Origin of the sequence: Mycobacterium sp. JS623, assembly GCF_000328565.1 — a bacterium.
In the GTDB taxonomy this organism is placed as follows: domain Bacteria; phylum Actinomycetota; class Actinomycetes; order Mycobacteriales; family Mycobacteriaceae; genus Mycobacterium.
In genome coordinates this window covers 3855602-3876677 of sequence record NC_019966.1, presented here as the reverse complement: position 1 = coordinate 3876677, position 21076 = coordinate 3855602, and the positions used below count along the sequence as shown (strand labels likewise).

At 65.5% G+C, this 21076-nt stretch carries 19 protein-coding genes and 1 other RNA gene; 10 read left to right on the top strand and 10 right to left on the bottom strand.

Translation table 11 applies throughout. The annotated features are described in order from the left end of the window. Positions 1-48: 48 nt before the first annotated feature. Together MYCSM_RS19015 and MYCSM_RS19010 are read right to left on the bottom strand one after the other, a co-directional pair. Complete coding sequence (locus MYCSM_RS19015; protein WP_015307788.1) at positions 49-765, bottom strand: 2OG-Fe(II) oxygenase; 717 nt, start codon at positions 763-765, stop codon at positions 49-51. Then, positions 765-1277: a methylated-DNA--[protein]-cysteine S-methyltransferase gene (locus MYCSM_RS19010; protein ID WP_015307787.1), complete on the bottom strand. Its 513-nt coding sequence runs from the start codon at positions 1275-1277 to the stop codon at positions 765-767. Before MYCSM_RS19010 ends, MYCSM_RS19015 begins: the two co-directional genes overlap by 1 nt. Positions 1278-1466: 189 nt before the next feature. Between MYCSM_RS19010 and helR the strand changes: the two genes are divergently transcribed. Continuing rightward, entirely contained in the window at positions 1467-3665 is a 2199-nt protein-coding gene (gene helR / locus MYCSM_RS19005; RefSeq protein ID WP_015307786.1) for an RNA polymerase recycling motor ATPase HelR, read from the top strand. Between the two features lie 40 nt (positions 3666-3705). Further along, positions 3706-5121 (top strand): HNH endonuclease signature motif containing protein, encoded by a 1416-nt coding sequence (locus tag MYCSM_RS19000; protein ID WP_015307785.1) that lies wholly within the window; start codon positions 3706-3708, stop codon positions 5119-5121. Here the strand turns inward: MYCSM_RS19000 and MYCSM_RS18995 are convergent. The 3 genes from MYCSM_RS18995 to MYCSM_RS18985 are packed head-to-tail and all read right to left on the bottom strand — an operon-like array spanning position 5100 to position 6513. Beyond that, positions 5100-5612, bottom strand: coding sequence for a methyltransferase family protein (locus MYCSM_RS18995; RefSeq protein WP_041312394.1), 513 nt, complete (start codon positions 5610-5612; stop codon positions 5100-5102). The genes MYCSM_RS19000 and MYCSM_RS18995 overlap by 22 nt on opposite strands. Continuing rightward, positions 5613-6050, bottom strand: coding sequence for a VOC family protein (locus MYCSM_RS18990; RefSeq protein ID WP_015307783.1), 438 nt, complete (start codon positions 6048-6050; stop codon positions 5613-5615). Between the two features lie 10 nt (positions 6051-6060). Continuing rightward, positions 6061-6513, bottom strand: coding sequence for a helix-turn-helix domain-containing protein (locus MYCSM_RS18985; protein WP_015307782.1), 453 nt, complete (start codon positions 6511-6513; stop codon positions 6061-6063). Positions 6514-6532: 19 nt separating this feature from the next. Between MYCSM_RS18985 and rnpB the strand changes: the two genes are divergently transcribed. Continuing rightward, positions 6533-6957, top strand: an RNA gene (gene rnpB, locus MYCSM_RS35450) — RNase P RNA component class A. Positions 6958-6967: 10 nt separating this feature from the next. Here the strand turns inward: rnpB and MYCSM_RS18980 are convergent. The 4 genes from MYCSM_RS18980 to MYCSM_RS18965 form a co-directional block, all read right to left on the bottom strand. Next, positions 6968-8464: a CYTH and CHAD domain-containing protein gene (locus MYCSM_RS18980; protein ID WP_015307781.1), complete on the bottom strand. Its 1497-nt coding sequence runs from the start codon at positions 8462-8464 to the stop codon at positions 6968-6970. Between the two features lie 81 nt (positions 8465-8545). Further along, positions 8546-10540: a 5-oxoprolinase/urea amidolyase family protein gene (locus MYCSM_RS18975; protein WP_015307780.1), complete on the bottom strand. Its 1995-nt coding sequence runs from the start codon at positions 10538-10540 to the stop codon at positions 8546-8548. Then, positions 10537-11169 (bottom strand): urea amidolyase associated protein UAAP2, encoded by a 633-nt coding sequence (locus tag MYCSM_RS18970; RefSeq protein ID WP_015307779.1) that lies wholly within the window; start codon positions 11167-11169, stop codon positions 10537-10539. The genes MYCSM_RS18975 and MYCSM_RS18970 overlap by 4 nt, the downstream gene beginning before the upstream one ends. Next, positions 11166-11918 carry a DUF1989 domain-containing protein gene (locus MYCSM_RS18965; RefSeq protein WP_015307778.1) on the bottom strand — a complete coding sequence of 251 codons (753 nt, stop codon included), beginning with the start codon at positions 11916-11918 and terminating at the stop codon, positions 11166-11168. The genes MYCSM_RS18970 and MYCSM_RS18965 overlap by 4 nt, the downstream gene beginning before the upstream one ends. 310 nt (positions 11919-12228) lie before the next feature. Between MYCSM_RS18965 and MYCSM_RS18960 the strand changes: the two genes are divergently transcribed. Together MYCSM_RS18960 and MYCSM_RS18955 are read left to right on the top strand one after the other, a co-directional pair. After that, the gene (locus MYCSM_RS18960; protein ID WP_015307777.1) at positions 12229-12897 is read left to right on the top strand and encodes a TetR/AcrR family transcriptional regulator; all 669 of its coding nucleotides are present in this window, start codon (positions 12229-12231) and stop codon (positions 12895-12897) included. Further along, positions 12894-13673: an enoyl-CoA hydratase/isomerase family protein gene (locus MYCSM_RS18955; protein WP_015307776.1), complete on the top strand. Its 780-nt coding sequence runs from the start codon at positions 12894-12896 to the stop codon at positions 13671-13673. The genes MYCSM_RS18960 and MYCSM_RS18955 overlap by 4 nt, the downstream gene beginning before the upstream one ends. 10 nt (positions 13674-13683) lie before the next feature. On the opposite strand, the gene panB is transcribed toward MYCSM_RS18955, so the two are convergent. Beyond that, complete coding sequence (gene panB / locus MYCSM_RS18950; protein ID WP_015307775.1) at positions 13684-14520, bottom strand: 3-methyl-2-oxobutanoate hydroxymethyltransferase; 837 nt, start codon at positions 14518-14520, stop codon at positions 13684-13686. Between the two features lie 159 nt (positions 14521-14679). On the opposite strand from panB, the gene MYCSM_RS18945 reads away from it, so the two are divergent. Genes MYCSM_RS18945 through glnA form a run of 5 tightly spaced genes read left to right on the top strand, consistent with a single transcriptional unit; the run spans position 14680 to position 21056 of the window. Next, positions 14680-16071, top strand: coding sequence for a WS/DGAT/MGAT family O-acyltransferase (locus MYCSM_RS18945; protein ID WP_041314404.1), 1392 nt, complete (start codon positions 14680-14682; stop codon positions 16069-16071). A 49-nt stretch (positions 16072-16120) separates the two neighbouring features. Further along, positions 16121-17629 carry an alpha/beta hydrolase gene (locus MYCSM_RS18940; protein WP_198344956.1) on the top strand — a complete coding sequence of 503 codons (1509 nt, stop codon included), beginning with the start codon at positions 16121-16123 and terminating at the stop codon, positions 17627-17629. After that, complete coding sequence (locus MYCSM_RS18935) at positions 17623-18072, top strand: GNAT family N-acetyltransferase (protein ID WP_015307772.1); 450 nt, start codon at positions 17623-17625, stop codon at positions 18070-18072. Before MYCSM_RS18940 ends, MYCSM_RS18935 begins: the two co-directional genes overlap by 7 nt. 56 nt (positions 18073-18128) lie before the next feature. After that, positions 18129-19658, top strand: a complete 1530-nt coding sequence (locus MYCSM_RS18930) for an alpha/beta hydrolase (protein ID WP_015307771.1) — start codon at positions 18129-18131, stop codon at positions 19656-19658. Between the two features lie 57 nt (positions 19659-19715). Further along, positions 19716-21056, top strand: a complete 1341-nt coding sequence (gene glnA / locus MYCSM_RS18925; RefSeq protein WP_015307770.1) for a type I glutamate--ammonia ligase — start codon at positions 19716-19718, stop codon at positions 21054-21056. The last annotated feature ends 20 nt before the right edge of the window (positions 21057-21076 follow it).

Genomic DNA, 21076 nt, shown 5'->3' with positions numbered 1-21076 from the left:
CTCATCCGGCATGCAGCGCGCACAAGGACGGTAGCCCGCGGCGGATTCTCACTTCGCGTCGTGGAAGACGAGTCCGAGGGTGAACCGTTCACCGGAGCGGACGGCCGAAACACCATGCCGCACAGGGGATGCCGACCAGCCCCTGGTCGACTCAACCGGCCGCTCGCGCGTGGTGAACGCGAAGCCGTGGCCGAACGGCAGCATCGTCGCGGTGCCGCGGGACTGTGCGCGCGGACGCTGCTCGACGAGCAGGAACTCACCGCCGGTGTGGTCCCCGCCCGGTTCGCTGAGATTGATCACGACCTGGAGCGGAAACACCAAGTCGCCGTAGAGGTCTCGATGCAGCGCGTTCCAGTCGCCCTTGCCGTACTTCAGCAAGATCGCCGTCGACTTCTTCTGGCCCGCGTCATGACACATGTCCAGCCACTCGTCGAGTGTGTCGGGCCAGGGCGCCGTCCGGCCCAGCTTCGTCCACCAGTCCCTGGCGATGGGCAGCAGCCGGGGGTACAGCGCCTGCTTGAGCGATTCGATGGGTTCGGGGTAGGGCTGTTGGAAATACCGGTACTCGCCCTCCCCGAACCGATAGCGACGCATGTCGATGGTCGCGCGGAACAGGTGGTCGTCTGGATAAAGGCCCCGGATCTTCTGCGCTTCGGACTTGGTGAGCAGCTGGGGCAGCACGGCACCGCCAAAGTCGTTGACCTCTTTGGTGATTGCTTCCCAATCGCCGGAGTCGACTCGTTTCTGCCATTTCGTCGCTGTCATCAGAACAACCTCGCCGCCTTCACCTCGCTCGGCTCCTCCAAATCCAGCAGATATTGCTTGCGATTGAGCCCGCCCGCGTATCCCGTCAGTTTGCCGTCGCGTCCGACCACGCGATGGCATGGGACGACGACGCACAGCGGGTTGCGTCCGACGGCCTGCCCGACCCCTTGAGGCGTCGTGCCGTCGGCGAGCGCCGCGGCCAGTTCGCCGTACGTCACGGTCTCGCCGTAGGGGATGGTGCTCAAGAGCTGCCAGACGCGCTGCTGGGCTTCGTCGCCGTGCAGCCTGGTCGGCAAGTTGAAGCCGCGTGTGCGACCGGCCAGATAATCGGTCAACTGTTTCCGCGCCGTCGCGAGCAGCTGGTCCGAATCCGCATCAACCCGCGGCCCGAACGTGTCCTCGCCGAGCCGGTACCAGTGATTACGGAAGTACAGACCCGTGAGCGCGTCGCCCTCGGCGACTATGGTGAGCTCGCCGAGCGGGCTTTCGATTGCCGCATGTCGAGTGTTCATACCCGGTAGACGCGGCAGCTGCACAGAACGTGAGATCGTCGAAGACGACAATTGTCGAGACAACAACGGCAAGGAGAACATCGCTCCTTGCCACTTCTAACTTATAACGGACTGGGGGGCTTGCGGCAAGACCCCGGTCATGCCGCAAAATCGCTGGGCTACGCCAGAAGTCAGTGCAACAGGGGGAATGTGTCAACCCGGGACTACGAAGACGAATTGGAAGCCGAGCGCAGGTATGTGGCAGCGCTATATGAGCGACTCGACGCTGAGCGCGCGCGTGTGAAGGATCGGTACCGCGCGGCATTGCGGGCGCCCGTCGACGCCCAGAACGGTGGGACGCTGGTGGATCGGGATGTCCAGGTACGCGCACACGCCAGAGAAATGGCGCGACTGAACGTAGCGGACCCAGGGCTGTGTTTCGGCCGGCTGGACAGCGTGTCCGGCGAACGCTCCTATATCGGCCGCATCGGCCTGTTCGACGAGGAAAACGCCTACGACCCGCTGTTGCTCGATTGGCGGGCACCCGCGGCCCGGCCGTTCTACGTCGCCACGGCCGCCAACCCGGAGAACATGCGCAGGCGCCGCCAATTTCACACGCGCGGGCGCCAGGTGGTCGAATTCACTGACGAGGTGCTCGGCCGCCCGGGCGGGAATGAGCGTGGTGGACGAGGGGATTCGGCCCTGCTCGCGGCCGTCAGTGCGCCGCGCGGTGACGGCATGCGCGACATCGTGGCGACGATCCAGGCCGAGCAGGACGAAATCATCCGGCTCGATCACAATGGGGTGCTGGTCATCGAGGGCGGCCCGGGTACCGGAAAGACGGTCGTCGCCCTGCATCGCGTCGCGTACCTGCTCTACACGCAGCGGGAGAGGATCGAACGCCATGGTGTGCTGGTGGTCGGGCCGAATCCGGCGTTCCTGAACTACATCGGCCGTGTGCTGCCTTCGCTTGGCGAGACGAACGTCGTGTTCATGACGACGGGCAACCTGATGCCCGAGCTGAACGCCACCGCCGAGGACAGTCCAGATATTGTGCGGCTCAAGGGCTCTCGCGAGATGGTCGCAGTGCTTGCGGCTGCGGTCGCGGAGCACCAGCGACTGCCGCAGGAGCCGATCGAGATCGGCCTGAAAGACGTCACGGTGCGGATCAACGCCGAGATCGCCGAGTGGGCCATCGAGGAGGCGCGCGCCAGTGGGCTGCCCCACAACGAGGCCCGCGCGGTGTTCAGTGAGATCGTCACGTACGTGCTCACCGAGCGGGCGATCGCTCTGGTGGGTCGCGGCTGGCTGACCCGAAAGGACGGTGAAGCCTGGGAGAACATGCGCGCGGACATGATCGCCGAGCTCGCGAACAACGACGAGTTCACCGCCGCCCTCGACGAACTGTGGCCGATCCTGTCGCCGGAATCAGTGCTTGCAGAGCTGTACATGTCTAGGGACCGATTGCAGGCCGCCGGCGCCGACCAGGCGCTATGGCGCGCCGACGGCGAGGGCTGGACGGTGTCGGATGTGCCGCTGCTCGACGAGCTCGTTGAGCTGCTGGGCCGCGATAAGCCCGCCGACGATGCCGCCGAGCGCGAACGCAGGGCCGAAGCGGAGTACGCAGCAGGTGTGCTGGACCTCCTGGTCAGTCGCGAGGACCTGATGGACGACGAGGATCACCTGCTGGCAACGGACATGCTCTACGGCGAAGACCTCGCCGAGCGGTTTGTCGAGCGCGACAACAGGGACCTCGTCGAGCGCGCCACGTCCGATCGCGACTGGACCTACCGGCATGTCGTCGTCGATGAGGCGCAGGAGCTGTCCGAGATGGACTGGCGTGTGCTGATGCGACGATGCCCAAGTCGGTCGTTCACGATCGTCGGCGATCTCGCCCAGCGTCGCTCGGAAGCAGGAGCGCGGTCGTGGGACGCGGTGCTGGAGCCCTACGTGCCGGGTCGCTGGGTCTACCGATCGTTGTCGGTGAACTACCGCACCCCCGCGGAGATCATGACCGTGGCCGCAGCGCTGCTCGCCGAGTTCGCGCCGGGAGTGCAACCACCGGAGTCAGTTCGCGCATCCGGCGTGCGGCCATGGGCCAAGCGAGTCGCCGAGGCCGAATTACCCGCTGCCGTAGCCGAATTCGTCGACGACGAAGCCGGCCGCGAAGGCACCTGCGTCGTGATCGGTCCGCCCGACGTGCCGGGCGCAGTGGCGCCCTCGGAGACCAAGGGATTGGAGTTCGACGCCGTCCTGGTGGTGGAGCCGGAACGGATCCTGGCGGACGGCCCGCGCGGCGCGGCGGAGCTCTACGTCGCGCTCACCCGTGCCACCCTACGCCTCGGTGTGCTGCATCGCGCTCCACTGCCGCGGGCGTTGTCCGGCCTGGTCAATAGCCCGTGTGGATAGCCGCATGCACCCGTCGTAGGTTTGTGGCATAGTCGAACATATGTTCGAAGGCGTTGAGGATGGCGAGCTCATCGAGGTGATGGGTGAGGCGACTCGTGAGGAGTCGACCTCGATCGCACAACGCCTGGCCGCCGTGGCCGAGTTATATGTCCGGCGTCGTGGTGCGTTGGCCGAGTGTCAGTGGTGGTGTGCTGATGACTGTGACGCGGTGGCCGCCGAGGTTTCGGCGGTGCAGAACATCAGCCATGACCGCGCGGTGAGTCAGGTGCAGTTCGCCTGCGACCTGTGGCATCGGCTGCCCCGGCTGGCGCGGGTGTTCGTCTCCGGGGTGATCGATTTCCGGTTGGTCGCAACGATCATCAACCGCACCGAGAACGTCGATGCGGCGGTGATGCCTGAGTTGGATGAGGCGATCGCGCGCCACTGCCAAAAGTGGATGAAGCTGTCCGGGCCAAAACTGCGGGATCGGGTCGATCAGTGGGTTGCCAAATTCGATCCCGCCGGGGTGCGGATGCCTCCCAAGACAAAAGACAACCGCTACATCCACATCGACCCAGCCGGCCCGGGCACGGCCGGCGTCTCGGGCTATCTGGATGCCGCCGATGGGGCAGCGCTGGATGCCCGGTTGGATGCGTTGGCGGCCACTGTGTGTGAGAACGATCCGCGCACCAAAGAGCAGCGCCGCGCCGCTGCGGCCGGTCCGCTAGCACGCCTGGAAGCCAGCCTGGCCTGCCGATGCGGATTAGACGATTGCCCCGCCGCCGCCGAACGCGCCGCACTCGATGCAGCGGTGATTCATGTGCTGGCCGAACAGGGGACCGTCGAGGGTGCCAGTAACGCGCCTGGGTATCTGCCCGGGTTCGGGATCCTGCCCGCCGAGTCGGTGCGCGAGCTGGCCTCGAGCGCCAACCTCAAGCCCATTGTCGTGCCGTCGGCGACCCCGGATCCGGGGTATCGACCCTCCGCGGTGACGCGAGAGTTCGTGAAATGGCGGGACCTGACGTGTCGCTGGCCCGGCTGTGACCGGCCAGTCGATAAGTGCGACCTTGACCACACCGTGCCCTATCCCGCAGGGCTCACCCACGCGTCGGATCTCAAGCACTATTGCCGTATCCATCATTTGATCAAGACGTTTCACGATGGCTGGACCGAGCAGCAATTGCCCGACGGCACAATCATTCTCAGCGCCCCGACCGGACACAGCTACGTCTCCGAAGCCCACGGCGCCGCCCTGTTCCCGAGCTTGGGCCAACCCATCGACGCGCCCGGGTTGCCGACCGTCGAGGAACCCAGTCCGTATCGCGAGCTGATGATGCCGCGGCGCAAACAAACCCGCGAACAAAACCGCCGCGACCGCATCAACGCCGAACGTCGCGAAAGAACAGAACTCATCGCCGAAGAAGAACGACAACGGCAAGCCTGGCTCGCCGCCAACTACGAACCACCACCGTTCTGACGCGGATTCCACGGCGTTAGGCGTGGCGTCCAGGCAGGCACATTGCGGCGATATTCCTCGTACTGCTCGCCGTAGGTACGGACCAAGGTCGGCTCCTCGTACCAGTGGACGAAGGACGCTGTCGCGATCCAAAAGAGCGCGGCGTAGAGCACGAGCCAGAGACTGTCGAACAATAATGCCTGCCCGAGGACCGCGGTGAGCAGGCCGACGTACATCGGGTTGCGCACGAATCGGTTGAAGCCCGTCACGACAAGTCGCTCGGTCGGCGCGACGGGCATCGGTGTGCCACCGGCCTTGGCGAATTGGATGAACGCGTGGATCGGCGGGATGAGGCCGACCACGATCAGCATGACACCGAGCACCACGCGCAACGGTGGGCTGGACCCCGGGATCTGCCAGTGGGTGATCAACCACGGGCCCAGCCCAGCGAAAGTGCCGGGGGCCGCCACAAAGAAGGCCGCCGACCCAACCGCTGCGGTCGAGGTTCGCACCTAGCCAGTATTGGCCGCGATCTCCGCCAATTGGGTCAGTCGGACGCTGTTGCCGGACGGATCACGGAATCCGCAGTCGACGCCGTACGGCATCTGGTGTGGCTCTTCGGTGAATTCGACGCCGCGGGCCTTCATTTCCTCATAGCTGGCCTGGCAGTCCTCCGTGGTGAGGAAGACGGTTCCGGCGAAGCCCTTCGCGGTGAGGTTGAGCACCTCCTTGCGAGTGGCTTCATCCATCACCGGCTCGCCGGGGACGGCCATCAGCACGATCGACACATCGTCCTGTCCGCGGGGACCGACGGTCAGCCACCGGAACTCGCCCATCTCCTCTGGAAATGAAACGTCTTGGCGCACTTCCATACCCACCTTTTCGGTCCAGTACTTCAGTGCCACTTCTTGGTCGTGTACCCACAAGTGGGCGCTCGCGATTTTGATCATGCGCACGACGCTACGGTCGGCCGGCGCCGCGCGTCTTCTCCCCGTGTGCTGTCTTGACGCGGCTGTCGGCGGGCCGGCGCGTGTCACGACGCAGGATGCAGCTGGGCACCCGCGCGTAGATCGCGGCGGGCGGCATGCTGGCCCGATACGCGGCGGGCGGCTTGCCGTAGACCCTGGCGAAGCTGGTGGTGAATGACCCAACGCTCTGCAGGCCGACCATCACGCAGATGTCGGCCACCGAACGGTCGGTGTACCGCAGCAGCGCTGCGGCCCGCTCGAGGCGTCGCGACTGCAAATACGAGCGCGGCGACTCGCCGAAGGTCCTGGTGAACATCCTGCTGAAGTGGGCCCGCGACAGCCCGGCAGCAGCGGCCAGATCGTCCACGGTGATGGGCTCGGCGTAGCGCGCGTCGACCAGATCCTTGGCCCGCTGCAGATACCGGGCAGGCGGAACCTGCGTCATGCGATCATTATGGTGCGGATGAGTTGGCTGGGCGGCCGCGGACTATGCGCCAATCCACGGGGGACAGGTGCGGCGGATGGTTCGAGGAAAGTCCGGACTTCACAGAGCAGGGTGATTGCTAACGGCAATCCGAGGTGACTCGCGGGAAAGTGCCACAGAAAATAGACCGCCACCTTCGCGGTGGTAAGGGTGAAACGGCGCGGTAAGAGCGCACCAGCATTCCGGGTGACCGGAGTGGCTAGGCAAACCCCACCCGAAGCAAGGCCAAGAATGTCGCAGGAGGGGTGCGGCAGCGCAGACGCCCGAGGGCTGCTCGCCCGAGTCTGCGGGTAGGCCGCTTGAGGCACCCGGCAACGGTGTGTCCAGATGGATGGTCGCCGCCTTGCCGCCGTGGTTGAACGCGACGGCGAGGGACAGAATCCGGCTTACAGGCCAACTCATCCGCCCGCTCGGCCTAGCGCTTTTTGCGCACCGAGCGGTCCAGCTTCTTCAACGCCTTGTCGAGTTGTGCCCGAGACCGGCGCGCCAGATCGTCTTCGAGTTGATAGAGCAGCCCATAGGTGAAGGTGTCCTCGCCCGCGGCATGCGCGGCCTCAGCCTGGTGACTCAGGTGGGTGCGACTGACGACGCTGTCCTGGTGGTCACCGAGCAGCGTCTGAATCGTCTTCGCGCGCCCGGACACCTTGCCGGCGCCGGTCGCGGCCGCGGTGTACCGAAGTCGCTTGGCGCCCTTTCGGATTCGATGCAGTGCCTCGTCGCGGTCCTCCTCCGCCGCATGCGCGGCACGCTTGGCCGCCTTGCGCACCCGCCGGTAAGCCGAGTCGATCGTCAACTCAACGGGCTCTGCACCCGGTGGCGCCGGCGGCGGTTCTGCGGCCACCAGGGCCTCCAGCGCGTCGAGCAGCCGGAAATAGCGCTGCGAACGCATCGCGATCAGCGATCGTCGCCATCCGGACTTATAGTGCTTCTTCGCACCGTCCACCAGGCGCTCGCGCACTGGCCCGCGCACCAGCTCCTCGGGTAGTTCGTCGAGCGTCTTTTCGTAACGCTCGGCAAGCACTTCGGCATCGCGGGCTACGCCCAAAACTGCGGCCAATTGCCGCAACTCGTCGAGGATCCACGCATCGTCCGTGATGCCGAATGCCCCCTCAGATGCCTGCAAGAGGCTGCGGATTTTGCGTGTGGTCACACGCATCTGGTGCACCGAGTCGTAGACGTCGGCCCGAACCGCCCGATCCCATTCCACGAGCTGCTCGACTTCTTCGGCCACCGCGCGGTGCACCGGGTCGGAAGGTGGCGCAACCGCATCCGTTGCTTCGGCATCCTCACGATTGAGAACCCGGGCCAGCTTCGAACCGTGGGCTGCAGGCGCCGCCCCTGCGTCGAGCAACCGGTGTGTCAGCCGATCCAGCAGGTCGCGGTTGCCATCTTCGGCCAGCTCCAACTCCCACTCGCGCCAGCGCTGCTCGGAATCTTCGTCGTCTTCGGCGCGCGCCACGACGTTGTCGTCACAGAATTCCGCCACCGCGGCGCCCTCTGGTCCGTAGAGCATATCGACAGTGCGGCTGGTCGAGATGCGTGCGACGGGAGCGACAGGCCGGTCCCGCACGATGGCCGCCACGACGTCGAGCAGTTCCTCCGGCACCGTGTCACTAATGTCGTCGCCAAGCGGGTGACGCACCTCGGTTCTGGCATCCGGTCCCGCAGGGAGCTTGAGATGCCAACCCGCGTCGGTGCCCCCGGTGCGGCGGCGCAACGTGACACGGCGCGCGGCCAGATCGTGGGCCGGCGTGTCGAAGTAGACCGCCTCGAGCTGCTGCACCGGCTTGCGTTCCACACGCGCGACGGACGACAGTCCCTCGAACGACGGACTCACGGTCGACTCGACAACCTCGAACTTGCGCTCGACCTCCAGATACCTGGAATTCGCCTGGTCACTGGATTTCGCCATAGTGCAAGAAGTGTCCCTTCGGTGCCGCCCGCGATGGTTAATGGGCGGTGCACAGATTGCCACACGAAGGTGAACACGCTCCTAGGACGCTCGGCGGAACTCCCCGGCCTCGTCCCAGGCCCGGCGCTCGGCCGCAAACGCCACGGCCTGCTGTTGGCGAAACGCGGTGATTCCGGCGTCGTTGTCGATCAGGAATTCTTGGTAGTCGCCGAGGGAGAACTTCCCGTCGTCGATCGCGACCTCGCCACGCCCCGCGGCCATCTCGGCCCTCAGATGCAGCAACTCGTCAGCACTCACGGGGTAGAAGCTGATTCGGTCGAAATACCGTAGCAGCCACGGTGTTCCGGGCTCGAACGACTGGGCATTCCGTGGATGACAGTGATTCCAGACCTGGGTGGTGCGACCGACGAACTGATAACCGCCAGGGCCCTCCATGCCGTAGATGCATAAGTACGCACCGCCGATGCCGACGGCATTCTCAGGTGTCCATGTGCGCGCGGGGTTGTACTTCGTGGTGACCAGCCGGTGGCGTGGATCCAGGGGAGTGGCGACGGGCGCGCCCAGGTACACGTCACCGAGGCCGAGCACCAAATACTCTGCGTTGAACACGATGTCGTGCACCTGCGCCGCATCATCCAGACCGTTTATCCGCCGGATGAACTCGATGTTGTCTGGGCACCACGGCGCATCGGCTCGCACGCCATGCATATAGCGCTGAATGGCTTCGTGCGTCGCCGGGTCGTCCCACGACAACGGCAGCCGGACGGTGCGGCTCGGCACGACGAGCTGATCCGACGCCGGCATCTCGCCGTCAAGGCCCGCCAGCAGATCGCTCACTTCAGCGATCGACAGCACCGCAGGATCGAACTGCACCTGTAGCGAGCGCACACCGGGGGTGAGTTCTGTGATGCCCGGAATGCCTTGTGCGAGCAGGTGTTCGTACAGCACATGCACCCTGGCCCGCATGACAAGGTCGAGCACCATCGGCCCATACTCGATGAGCACGCCGCCGTCGCCGGCACGACGCAGCGTCACTTCGGTACCGTCGGACGCGGTGAAGCGCCTCAGCACGCCGTCGTCGTTGTCGCTGGAAGTCGAGATCACCAGAGGAAACGACGCGCGCCGGTCGGCGTCGATGGTGCGCAGCGAAGGCGCCCGTTCGGCGCGCACCGGAACGAATCGCACCGCATCGCCCGGTGCCATCTGACCGAGCTTCCAGCGCTCACCGCCGACCACGGTGACCGGGCAGACGAACCCGCCGAGGCTGGGGCCGTCGGGCCCGAGCAGGATCGGGGTGTCGCCGGTGAAGTCCAAACTGCCTACGCAGTAAGCATTGTCGTGAATGTTCGACGGATGCAGCCCGGCCTCACCGCCATCGTTGCGTGCCCACTGCGGTTTCGGGCCCACCAGTCGCACGCCGGTGCGATCGGAGTTGAAATGAACCGTGTAGTCGGTCCCGACGATCGTGTCGATATCGGCACGGGTGAAGAACTCGGGTGCACCGTGTGGGCCTTCTGTGACGGCGATCTCCCAGCGGTGCCCGATGCTGGGCTGCTCGTCGATCGCAGCACGCGTGGGGCGGCTGTTGAGCGGTGCTGGGTCTGGGACCGCCGTGAGCACGTCACCCTCGCGTAGCGGTCTGCCGTCGTGGCCGCCGAATGTGCCAAGTGTGAATGTGGCTGTACTGCCCAGGTATTCGGGCTCCTGCAGGCCACCAGCCACCAGTACGTAGCAGCGCATGCCGGGACCGGTCATCGTCGCGACGTCCAGCACTGAGCCGGCAGGAACTGCGATTGACTGCCATTGCGGAACCGGCGTCCCGTCCAGCACCACCGCCAGGGGTGCGCCGGTGATGCATACTCGTCCGCCGTCCGGAAATCTAAGGGCCGGACCGCCTCTCGTGCATTCGAGGCCTGCGGCGCCTTCGGGATTGCCGAGCACCCGGTTGCCGATCCGGAACGACAGGTCGTCCATCGGTCCTGATGGCGGCACACCGACGTGCCAGTACCCGATACGGCCGGGCCAGGCCTGCACGGTGGTCAGCATTCCCGGCCGCACCACCTCGATGGCGCTCATCCGGCCGAGATCACCATCCGCACCGGCGTCGGGTTGAATCCGTTGCAGGGATTGTTGATCTGCGGGCAGTTCGACACCAGCACGAGCGTGTCGCGGTCGGCCCGCAACGACAGCGACTTTCCGGGAGCAGAGAGCCCGTCGACGATCCCGAGCGTGCCGTCGGCCTCGACGGGGACGTTCATGAAGAAGTTGATGTTGGGCACGATGTCGCGCTTGCCAAGCCCCCACTTGGCACCCTCGGCCAAAAAGTTTTCGGCACAAGCGTGTTGGTGCACGGTGTGATGGCCGTAGCGCAGCGTGTTGGATTCTTTGGAGCAGGCGCCTGCGATCGTGTCGTGATTGCCGACGTCGTCGGCGACGATCGTCATCAGCGGTGTGCCGTCGGCGGCCCGCAGCACCGAGCCGGTGGACAGGAAGATGTTGCGCTGTGCGGCGATGGTGGCCTGCCCGCTGTAGCGGAGCCGGTGGTCGACCTCATCGCCCGCGACGCCCCAGAGCAGCGTGTCGACCGCCTGATTGCCGTGCAGGTCGATGATCTGCAGCGTCTGACCGGCCCGCACGATCGCAGACCACGGCGCGCACGCCTCGACCACCTCGTCGCCGATCACGGCCAGTTCTGTCGTGGTCATTTGGTGTCCTCACTGGGTTGTGCTGCGGCCCAAGTGCTTTCGGTGTTGAACAGGGCACGCAAGTATTCGGGTTCGTCGTTGACCGCTGCGGTGAGCTGTTCACCTGCGCCCCACGCCAGCACGTCGAGACCGGTCAGCGCCGGGTCGGGATCGAGCGGGTGGGCGGTGTTGACGAGCGCGACCACCACGGGCAGATGAATCAGCAGATCGACCGCGGCGCCGGGTCCGGCCGACCCAGTGAACCCCAGTGCCCCGTCATCGCCGACGCGCACGCCCTTGAACAACGACACCGACGGCGCAACGTCGCGAATATCAAGACCGTGTTTGGCGGCGGCCAACAGCATCTTGGCCCGTCCAGCATCGGTCATGCCGCACAACGTGTCGTGGTGGGCCGAGCTGTCCGCGACCACGGTCGCCAACACCCGGCCCTGGTCGGACAGCAGCGGATGGCCGACTCCGAGGTATGCCTGCCACGGCACCTTCACGGTGTCGGCCACATTGAGCCGCTCCCATGGTGCGTCGGACCGGAAGAGCAGCAGGTGGGCACACGCGCCGCCGTCGGGATCGATGAGCCGAAGGCGCGTACCGCGGCCGAGGACTCTGGCCGCGTACGAGCCAGGCGGAACGGCTTCGGCCCACAGCAGGCGTGCCGGGTCGACGTCGCGCGGCGTGGCGGGAATCCGCATGGTGGCGGTGTGTACCTGAGACCGGGCGTGATCGCGCGCGCCAGTCGTTGAGTCGGTACTCAAGGTCGGCTCCTGTCCGAATATCTGTCACTTGAAAGTTTTCAGCGCAGCGATTCCACCGGCGTATCGCGGCTGTTACGACTGCGTTGACTGTATTTCTATCAAATGACAGGTATTAGGGCTAGCCGGGGAAAAAGCAGTCCAACCGCGGCCAGGGCGCTGGCGAGGATGGATAAGCCGACCTGGATCACAGTCAACTTGTGTAGACACTCCGCGCGCTTCACAGCCGCAGAAGCTTGCGGTGGTTGCGGATCTACGTCGCCCCCTATCGCCGATGTCCTGAGTATGGCAAGCACGGTGCGAGAATGTGGCCATGAGCAGCGACGGCCGTGGACGCCCGAGGCTCGAGCAGTCGCGGCGGCCAGGCAAGACCGCGCGTGAGGAAATCCTCGACGCGGCGGCGGAACTTTTCACCGACCTGGGCTACGCCAGCACCTCGACGCGACGGATCGCCGACGCGGTCGGCGTGCGCCAAGCCTCGCTGTATCACCACTTCGCCACTAAGGACGACATCCTCGACGCGCTGCTGACGGGCACCGTCGACGTGCCGCTACGGTTGGCCGCCGAACTGCTTGGCGAGACGGGACCCGCGGCGCCGCGGTTGCACGCCCTGGTGGTCGCCGACGTCACGCAGCTTTGCGCCAGCCGGTGGAATCTGGGCGCGCTGTATCTGCTTCCCGAGTTGCGCCTCGACCGCTTCGAACAGTTCCGACTGCTGCGTGCCGAACTGCGCGCCCGCTACCGCAGTCTCGCCGCCGACGTCATCGCGGAATACGACGGGCCCGCCGACGCCGACGACCTACCGTTTCGACTGGTCGAATCGGTGATCAACCGGCGCTCCGACGACATCGATTGCCCCGACGAGCAACCGTTGGTGATTGCCGACGGGGCGCTGAGAACGCTGGGCTTCGACGGCGACTTCGCCAAACTTCACAAGGCAACCGCGGCGCGGCTCGGGTTTGCCGATACAGTCCAAGTGTGACCGAATTCCAGACCATCAAGTTCGAGCAGTCCGGGCCCATCACGCGGATCACGTTGAACCGCCCCGATGCCGCAAACGGCATGAACGACACCATGACTCGCGAACTGGCCGACGCCGCCAAGCGCTGTGACTCGCCGGCCACCAAGGTCGTCGTCATCACCGGATCCGGCCGATTCTTCTGCGCCGGAGGGGATCTGAAGTCATTCGCGGCCGCCGAGACTCGCGGTCCGTTCATCAAGGGCGTGGCCGATGATCTGCATCGCGCGATCTCCACGTTCGCGCGAATGAACGCGGTGGTGATCACCTCAGTCAATGGTGTCGCCGCCGGCGCAGGGTTCTCGCTCGCGATCACCGGCGACCTGGTGCTGGCGGCGGAGTCCTCGTCGTTCACCATGGCCTACACGCGCGCCGGGCTGAGCCCCGACGGCAGCTCGTCGTACTACCTGCCCCGGTTGATCGGCATCACCAAGACCAAGGAGCTGATGCTGACCAACCGCACGCTCGGGGCGCAGGAGGCGTCGCAGTGGGGTCTGGTCACCGAGGTGGTGCCCGACGCGGAACAGGCCGCCCGCACCGACAAGCTCGCAGCCCAAATGGCCGCCACCGCAAGCGAATCCAACGGGGGCGTGAAGAACCTGCTGTTGTCGACGTTCTCGGCCGGACTCGAAGAACAGATGGAACTCGAAGGCCGGCTGATCGCGAAGCTGGCTGACTCCGCCGATGGCCGCGAGGGCATCGACGCATTCCTGGCGAAGCGGAAAGCCGAATTCGCCTAGGGCCTAGAGCCTAGAAGGAGTGCTCCTCTGCGGGGAATGCCCCGCTAGCCACCTCGTTCGCGTATTGCACTGCGGCGGTATGCAATTCGCTGCCGACGTCACCGAATCGCTTGACGAACTTGGCCGTCTTGCCGCTCGTCATCCCTGCCATGTCCTGCCAGACCAGCACCTGCGCATCGCAATTCGGCCCCGCGCCAATACCGACGGTCGGAATGGTCAGCTTGCCTGTGATCTGGGTGGCCAGTTCGGCAGGCACCATCTCGAGCACAACGGAAATGGCTCCGGCTTCCTGCACAGCGATGGCGTCGTGAATGGTCTGCTCGGCAGCATCACCGCGGCCCTGCACTCGGAAGCCGCCGAGGCCGTTGACGCTCTGCGGGGTGAAGCCGATGTGGGCCACCACCGGAATTCCGGCCTGCGTCAGCGTGGCGATCTGCTCGGCGACGCGTTCGCCGCCCTCCAGCTTGACCGCATGCGCACCGGTTTCCTTCAGGAACCGGGTGGCGGTGGCCAACGCCTGCTGTGGGCCCGCCTCATAACTGCCGAACGGCATATCCGCGATCACCAGCGCGTGCGGTGCGCCCCGCACCACGCCGCGCACCAACGGAATGAGCTCGTCAATGGTCACTGGCACCGTGGTGTCGTAGCCGTAGACGACGTTGGCAGCGGAGTCGCCGACCAGCAGCACCGGAATCTCTGCGTCGTCGAAAACACGGGCGGTGGAGTAGTCGTAGGCCGTCAGCATGGCCCACTTGTGGCCCTCGGCCTTCCATTTCTGGAGGTGATGGGTGCGCACTTTGGCGCGCGGTTTGGAATCGGCAGCACCGTAAACAGTCTGCTCAGACATCATTGTCCCTCGTGGTTTCGTCGGGGTCGATCCTCGTGGCCCTTTGGGTCCCCGGGTTCGTCTGACGTTTACAAGTCTGCCACCCCGATGTCGGAAAGTTAAAAGGCACGTTAAGTGGATTTCCTCACACCTCGCGTGACCACGCATAAGCTTCCCGGCATGCAACGGCTCAGCGGACTCGACGCCAGTTTCCTCTACCTCGAAACCGCCAAGCAACCATTGCATGTGTGCTCGATCCTCGAGCTCGACACCTCGACCATGCCGGGCGGTTACACATTCGACCGGCTGCGCGACGCGCTGAACCTGCGCATCAAGGCGATGCCGCAGTTTCGCGAGAAGCTCGCCGACAGCCGATTCAACCCTGACCATCCAGTGTGGGTGGACGACAAGGACTTTGACGTCGACCGGCATCTGCATCGCATCGGCCTGCCTGCGCCAGGCGGCCGACACGAGCTGGCAGAGATCTGCGGGCATATCGCGTCACTTCCGCTGGACCGCAGCAGGCCGCTGTGGGAGACGTGGGTGATCGAGAACATCGCGGGCACCGACGCGCACGCCGGGGGCCGGTTGGCGATCATGACCAAAATGCACCACGCCGGCATCGACGGTGTCACCGGCGCCAACCTGATGTCGACCCTGTGCAGCACCGAACCGGACGCGCCCGCGCCCGACCCGGTGGACGGCGTCGGCGATGCCAGCAGCCTCGAGATCGCGGTCAGTGGCGCCGTCAAATTCGTCACCCGGCCGTTGCGCCTGGTCAACGTGGTGCCGACCACGCTGTCGTCGGTGGTCGACACCGTCAAACGCGCCCGCAGCGGGCTGGCGATGGCCGCACCGTTCGCCGCGCCCAAGACCTCGTTCAACGCCAACGTCACCGGCCACCGCAACATCGCGTTCGCCCAACTCGACCTCGAGGACATCAAGACCGTCAAAAACCACTTCGGCGTGAAGGTCAACGACGTCGTGATGGCGCTGGTTTCCGGGGTGCTGCGGAAGTTCCTTCAAGACCGCGGCGAACTGCCCGACAACTCCCTTGTCGCAATGGTTCCGGTGTCCGTGCACGAGAAGTCCGATCGGCCCGGCCGCAATCAGGTGTCGGGCATGTTCGCCAAACTGGAGACTCACATCGATGACCCGGGCGAGCGGCTGAAATCCATCGCGGAGGCGAATTCGGTTGCCAAGCAACATAGTTCGGCTATCGGGGCGACGTTGCTTCAGGACTGGACCCAGTTCGCCGCGCCTGCGGTGTTCGGTGTGGCCATGCGTGTCTACGCCAGCAGTCGGCTGACAGAGGCGCGGCCGGTGCACAACCTGGTCATCTCCAACGTGCCAGGCCCGCAGGTGCCGCTGTACTTCCTCGGCAGCGAGGTCAAGGCCATGTACCCTCTGGGCCCGATCTTCCACGGCTCCGGGCTGAACATCACCGTGATGTCGTTGACCGGCAAGCTCGATGTCGGCATCGTGTCGTGTCCCGAGTTACTGCCCGATCTATGGGACATGGCCGACGACTTCGAAGTGGCGCTGAACGAGTTGCTCGACGCGACGAGGTAAAACCGGCCGTCGCCAGGGCAGACGCGCGGTCATGGCAGCATGTGAAGCCATGAACCTCAAGATCGGGGTCCTCGCGACCATCGCTGCCCTGCTGCTGGGCGGGTGCAGCAACGTGGTCGAGGGGCGCGCCGTCATCTCGGCGCCCCGGCCGGGCACACCGATCCAGTGGGCGCCGTGCAAGTCGGCCGTCTCCGAAGAGGCGCGCATCCCCGCGGGTGCCGAGTGCGGCCTGCTGTCGGTGCCCGTCGACTACAGCAAGCCCGACGGCGACGTCGCCCAGATCGCGATGCTTCGCATCAAGGCGACGGGCGAGAAGGTCGGCTCACTGGTCGTCAACCCCGGCGGACCGGGAGAGTCCGGCGTCGAAGCCGCCGCGTCGATGGCCCCGACGCTGCCGCAGTCGGTGCGTGAGCGATTCGATCTCGTCGGCTTTGACCCTCGCGGAGTCGCCAACTCGGTGCCCGCGGCGTGGTGCAACTCCGATGCCGACAATGACCGGCTGCGTGCTGACCCGACAGTGGAGTACACGCCCGAAGGTGTCGCGCACATCGAGAAGGAGAACAAGGAGTTCGTCCAGCGCTGCGTCGACAAGATGGGCAAGGAATTCCTGGAGAACCTCGGAACCGCCAATGTGGCCAAGGATCTCGAGGCCATTCGCGCCGGTCTCGGCGACGACAAGCTGACCTATCTCGGCTACTCGTACGGCACCCGGATCGGGGCGCTGTACGCCGAGGCCTATCCCGACAAGGTCCGGGCGATGATCCTCGACGGCGCCGTCGACCCCAATGCCGATCAGATCGAGGAGGAGATCCGCCAAGCCGCCGCGTTCCAGAAGGCGTTCGACAACTACGCCGCCGACTGCGCCCAGAGCCCTGACTGTCCGCTGGGCACCGATCCCGCCAAGGCGACCGACGTCTACAAGAGCCTGGTCGACCCTCTGGTGAAGGAGCCGGCGAAGACGAAGGATCCTCGCGGGCTGAGTTATAGCGACGCGATCGTCGGGACGATCCTGCCGCTGTACTCACCGAACCTGTGGCGTCATTTGACCCAGGCGCTGTCCGAACTCCGCGACGGCACGGGTGACACCATGCTCGCGATGGCCGACCTCTACATGGGTCGCGACGCCAAGGGGCACTACAACAACTCCACCGACGTTCGCGTCGCGGTCAACTGTATGGACAAGCCGCACATCACCGACCGCGCCAAGGTGGTCGACGAGGACCGCCGCGTCCGCGAGGTCGCGCCGTTCATGAACTACGGCGAGTTCACCGGCCTTGCGCCCCTTGACACCTGCGCGTTCTGGCCGGTGCCGGCAACGGGCGATCAGCATGAGATCACCGTGAAAGGCCTGCCCCCGATCCTGGTGGTGTCGACGACCAACGACCCGGCAACGCCGTACAAGGCGGGCGTCGACCTGGCTCAGCAACTGGGTGGCACGTTGCTGACGTTCGAGGGAACTCAGCACACCGTTGTCTTCCAAGGGAATTCCTGCGTCGACAACATCTCGGCGCGCTACCTTGTCGACGTGACCGTGCCGCCGCCGAACACCCGATGCTGACCATCACCACCGTCGGCGGCGCCGACGTGCCCGAGCTGATGCCGATGCTGCGGGCCTACTGCGACTTCTATCGCGTGGAGCCCTCCGACGAGCGGTTGGCCGCGTTGGTGGCCGCATTGATCGACGATCCGTCCGAGGGACTTCAGCTCATCGCGCGTGATACCGATGGAAAGCCACTAGGTTTCGCGACCATCTACTGGACATGGCAGACGCTGTACGCAGGCCGGGTCGGGGTGCTCAACGATTTGTTCGTGGTGCCGGCGTCTCGTGGCACGGGTACCGGTCGTGCGTTGATCGAGCGCTGCGTGGAACTGTGTCGCGAGCGGGGCGCCGAGAAGCTGGTGTGGGAGACGGCGCCCGACAATGCGACGGCGCAACGCCTTTACGACGGTATCGGCGCCGAAAAGTCGACCTGGTTAACCTACGAGCTAGACGCCCGATAACAGCAAGGTCACTGTTGTATCCCAGGCGCAGACCCGCGGCGGTCAGTCATGCGACCATGTTCGCCATGTGGCGGGCGGGCAGGGTGAATACAGTGCTGCTCGCGATCTCCCTGATGTCGGCGATCGCGTGCCCTGCGGCATGGGCGTCGCCGGAAGGTGAATCGCTGCAGGAGTACGGCCAGCCGCCGGTGTGGGGAAGCTGCGAGCGGTTCGTCGGAGACACGTCCGCAATCCCGACCGCGCAATGCGGCACGGTGTCGGTGCCGGTGGATTACGCCAAACCCGAAGGCGCCCAAGCGCAATTGGCGGTCATCCGGGTCCCCGCGTCGGGCGATCGGCTCGGGGTGCTCGTCGTCAACCCTGGAGGACCGGGCGCATCGGCCGTCGACACCGTCGCCGGCATGGGCGCGTCCCTCGCCAACACCGACATCACCCGCAGGTTCGATTTGGTCGGCATCGATCCGCGCGGCGTCGGCCACTCCACCCCGGAACTGCGCTGCCGCACCGACGCCGAATTCGACGCGTACCGCCGGGAACCGATGGCCGACTACAGCCCTGACGGCGTCGCCCACATCGAAGCCCTCTACGCCCAAATCGCCGAACAGTGCACTCAGCGGATGGGCAACGAGTTCCTCGCCAACGTCGGCACCGCGTCGTCGGTGCGTGACATGGACGTGGTGCGCTCGGCGCTCGGCGAGAACCAGATCAACTATCTCGGTTTCTCTTACGGCACCGAAATCGGCGCCGCATACGCGCAGCAGTATCCTGATCGCCTCCGGGCGATGGTGCTCGACGGTGCCATCGACCCCAGCCTCGACCCGATCGCCAATAGCATCCGCCAAATGGCAGGTTTCCAAACGGCTTTCAACGATTACGCCGCCGACTGCGCACAGTCGACCGGCTGCCCGCTCGGTACCGACCCCGCGAAATTCGTCGACCGCTTTCACGAGTTGGTCGATCCGCTGGTGAACAAGCCGGGCTGGACGTCGGATCCGCGCGGCCTGAGCTATCAGGACGCGATGACCGGTACCGTCAACGCGCTGTACTCGCGGCGCTACTGGCAGTACCTCACCAGCGGTCTGCTGGGCCTGCAGCGTGGCACCGACGCAGGAGATCTGCTGCTGCTCGCCGATGACTATCAGCATCGCGATGAATCGGGCCACTACAAGAACCTTCAGGACGCGTTCGCCGCGATTCGCTGTGTCGACTCGCCGTACTCGACCGACCCCGCAGTGTGGGCCGACGCGGATCGGCAGATTCGCGAGGCCGCGCCGTTCATGGAATACGGCACCTTCACCGGGTTCGCCCCGCGCGACCTGTGCGCGATGTGGCCGGTGCCGCCGACGTCGGCCCCGCACCCGGCCTCCTCGCCGGGGCCCGGCAAGGTCGTCGTCGTCTCCACCACGCACGACCCCGCCACCCCGTACCAGGCGGGCGTCGACCTTGCCCATCAGCTGGGCGCCCCGCTGATCACATTCGACGGCACCCAGCACACCGTGGTGTTCAACGGAGACGAATGTGTCGACACTGCGGTGGTGAATTACTTGGTCGACTCCGTCGTCCCGCCGGACGGTCTGCGCTGCTAGCGCTAAACGCAGCGCCCGTGTAACACAGATTTAACAGCGCGAACCTACGCTGCGGTCATGGATCGGCAGAAGGAATTCGTGCTGCGCACGCTGGAAGAACGCGACATCCGCTTCGTCCGGCTGTGGTTCACCGACGTACTCGGATACCTCAAGTCGGTCGCGATCGCACCCGCCGAACTCGAAGGCGCCTTCGAGGAGGGCATCGGCTTTGACGGATCGGCGATCGAGGGCTTTGCGCGCGTGTCCGAAGCCGACATGGTGGCCCGGCCCGATCCGTCGACGTTTCAGGTGCTGCCGTGGACCAGTAGTTCGGGCATGCACCACTCGGCGCGGATGTTCTGCGACATCACGATGCCCGACGGTTCACCGTCGTGGGCCGACTCGCGACACGTGCTGCGCCGCCAGCTGTCCAAGGCCAGCGACCTCGGCTTCTCCTGCTACGTGCACCCCGAGATCGAGTTCTTCCTGCTGAAGCCCGGCGAGGAGGACGGCACGCCGCCGGTGCCTGCGGACAACGGCGGCTACTTCGATCAGGCCGTGCACGACGCGGCACCGAACTTCCGCCGCCACGCCATCGATGCCCTTGAGCAGATGGGCATCTCGGTGGAGTTCAGCCACCACGAGGGCGCGCCGGGCCAGCAGGAGATCGACCTGCGCTACGCCGACGCACTGTCCATGGCCGACAACGTGATGACGTTCCGGTACGTGGTCAAGGAGGTCGCCATCGGCGACGGGGTGCGAGCCTCGTTCATGCCCAAGCCTTTTGCCGAACACCCCGGCTCGGCCATGCACACGCACATGAGCCTGTTCGAAGGCGAGACCAACGCCTTCCACAGCCCCGATGACCCACTGCAGCTTTCCGATGTCGCCAAGTCGTTCATCGCCGGCATCCTCGAGCACGCCCAGGAGATCAGCGCTGTCACGAACCAATGGGTGAATTCCTACAAGCGGTTGGTGCACGGCGGTGAGGCGCCGACGGCCGCATCGTGGGGCGCGGCGAATCGCTCCGCGTTGGTGCGGGTGCCGATGTACACGCCACGCAAGGCGGCATCGCGTCGCATCGAGGTGCGCAGCCCCGATTCGGCATGCAATCCGTATCTGACGTTCGCTGTCCTGCTGGCCGCTGGGTTGCGCGGGATCGAGAAGAACTACGTGCTCGGCCCGCAGGCCGAGGACAACGTGTGGAGCCTGACTGCGGAGGAACGCCGTGCGATGGGCTACAAGGAGCTGCCCGGTAGCCTCGGCGTCGCGCTGACCGAGATGGAGAACTCCGAACTCGTCGCGGAAGCCTTGGGGGAGCACGTGTTCGACTACTTCCTGCGCAACAAGCGCGCGGAGTGGGAGAACTACCGCAGCCACGTCACCCCATTCGAGCTGAAGGCCTACTTGTCGCTTTAGCGGGCGCGCACAGTAACGTC

Excerpts from the sequence above, each read along its gene's own strand:
- MYCSM_RS18980 (WP_015307781.1), bottom strand. The coding sequence starts at position 8,464 with ATGGCGAAATCCAGTGACCAGGCGAATTCCAGGTATCTGGAGGTCGAG.
- MYCSM_RS18985 (WP_015307782.1), bottom strand. The coding sequence starts at position 6,513 with ATGACGCAGGTTCCGCCTGCCCGGTATCTGCAGCGGGCCAAGGATCTG.
- MYCSM_RS18975 (WP_015307780.1), bottom strand. The coding sequence starts at position 10,540 with ATGAGCGCCATCGAGGTGGTGCGGCCGGGAATGCTGACCACCGTGCAG.
- panB (WP_015307775.1), bottom strand. The coding sequence starts at position 14,520 with ATGTCTGAGCAGACTGTTTACGGTGCTGCCGATTCCAAACCGCGCGCC.
- MYCSM_RS19010 (WP_015307787.1), bottom strand. The coding sequence starts at position 1,277 with ATGAACACTCGACATGCGGCAATCGAAAGCCCGCTCGGCGAGCTCACC.
- MYCSM_RS18960 (WP_015307777.1), top strand. The coding sequence starts at position 12,229 with ATGAGCAGCGACGGCCGTGGACGCCCGAGGCTCGAGCAGTCGCGGCGG.
- MYCSM_RS18930 (WP_015307771.1), top strand. The coding sequence starts at position 18,129 with ATGTTCGCCATGTGGCGGGCGGGCAGGGTGAATACAGTGCTGCTCGCG.
- MYCSM_RS18940 (WP_198344956.1), top strand. The coding sequence starts at position 16,121 with ATGAACCTCAAGATCGGGGTCCTCGCGACCATCGCTGCCCTGCTGCTG.
- MYCSM_RS18945 (WP_041314404.1), top strand. The coding sequence starts at position 14,680 with ATGCAACGGCTCAGCGGACTCGACGCCAGTTTCCTCTACCTCGAAACC.
- MYCSM_RS19000 (WP_015307785.1), top strand. The coding sequence starts at position 3,706 with ATGTTCGAAGGCGTTGAGGATGGCGAGCTCATCGAGGTGATGGGTGAG.
- MYCSM_RS19015 (WP_015307788.1), bottom strand. The coding sequence starts at position 765 with ATGACAGCGACGAAATGGCAGAAACGAGTCGACTCCGGCGATTGGGAA.
- MYCSM_RS18990 (WP_015307783.1), bottom strand. The coding sequence starts at position 6,050 with ATGATCAAAATCGCGAGCGCCCACTTGTGGGTACACGACCAAGAAGTG.
- MYCSM_RS18970 (WP_015307779.1), bottom strand. The coding sequence starts at position 11,169 with ATGACCACGACAGAACTGGCCGTGATCGGCGACGAGGTGGTCGAGGCG.
- MYCSM_RS18935 (WP_015307772.1), top strand. The coding sequence starts at position 17,623 with ATGCTGACCATCACCACCGTCGGCGGCGCCGACGTGCCCGAGCTGATG.
- glnA (WP_015307770.1), top strand. The coding sequence starts at position 19,716 with ATGGATCGGCAGAAGGAATTCGTGCTGCGCACGCTGGAAGAACGCGAC.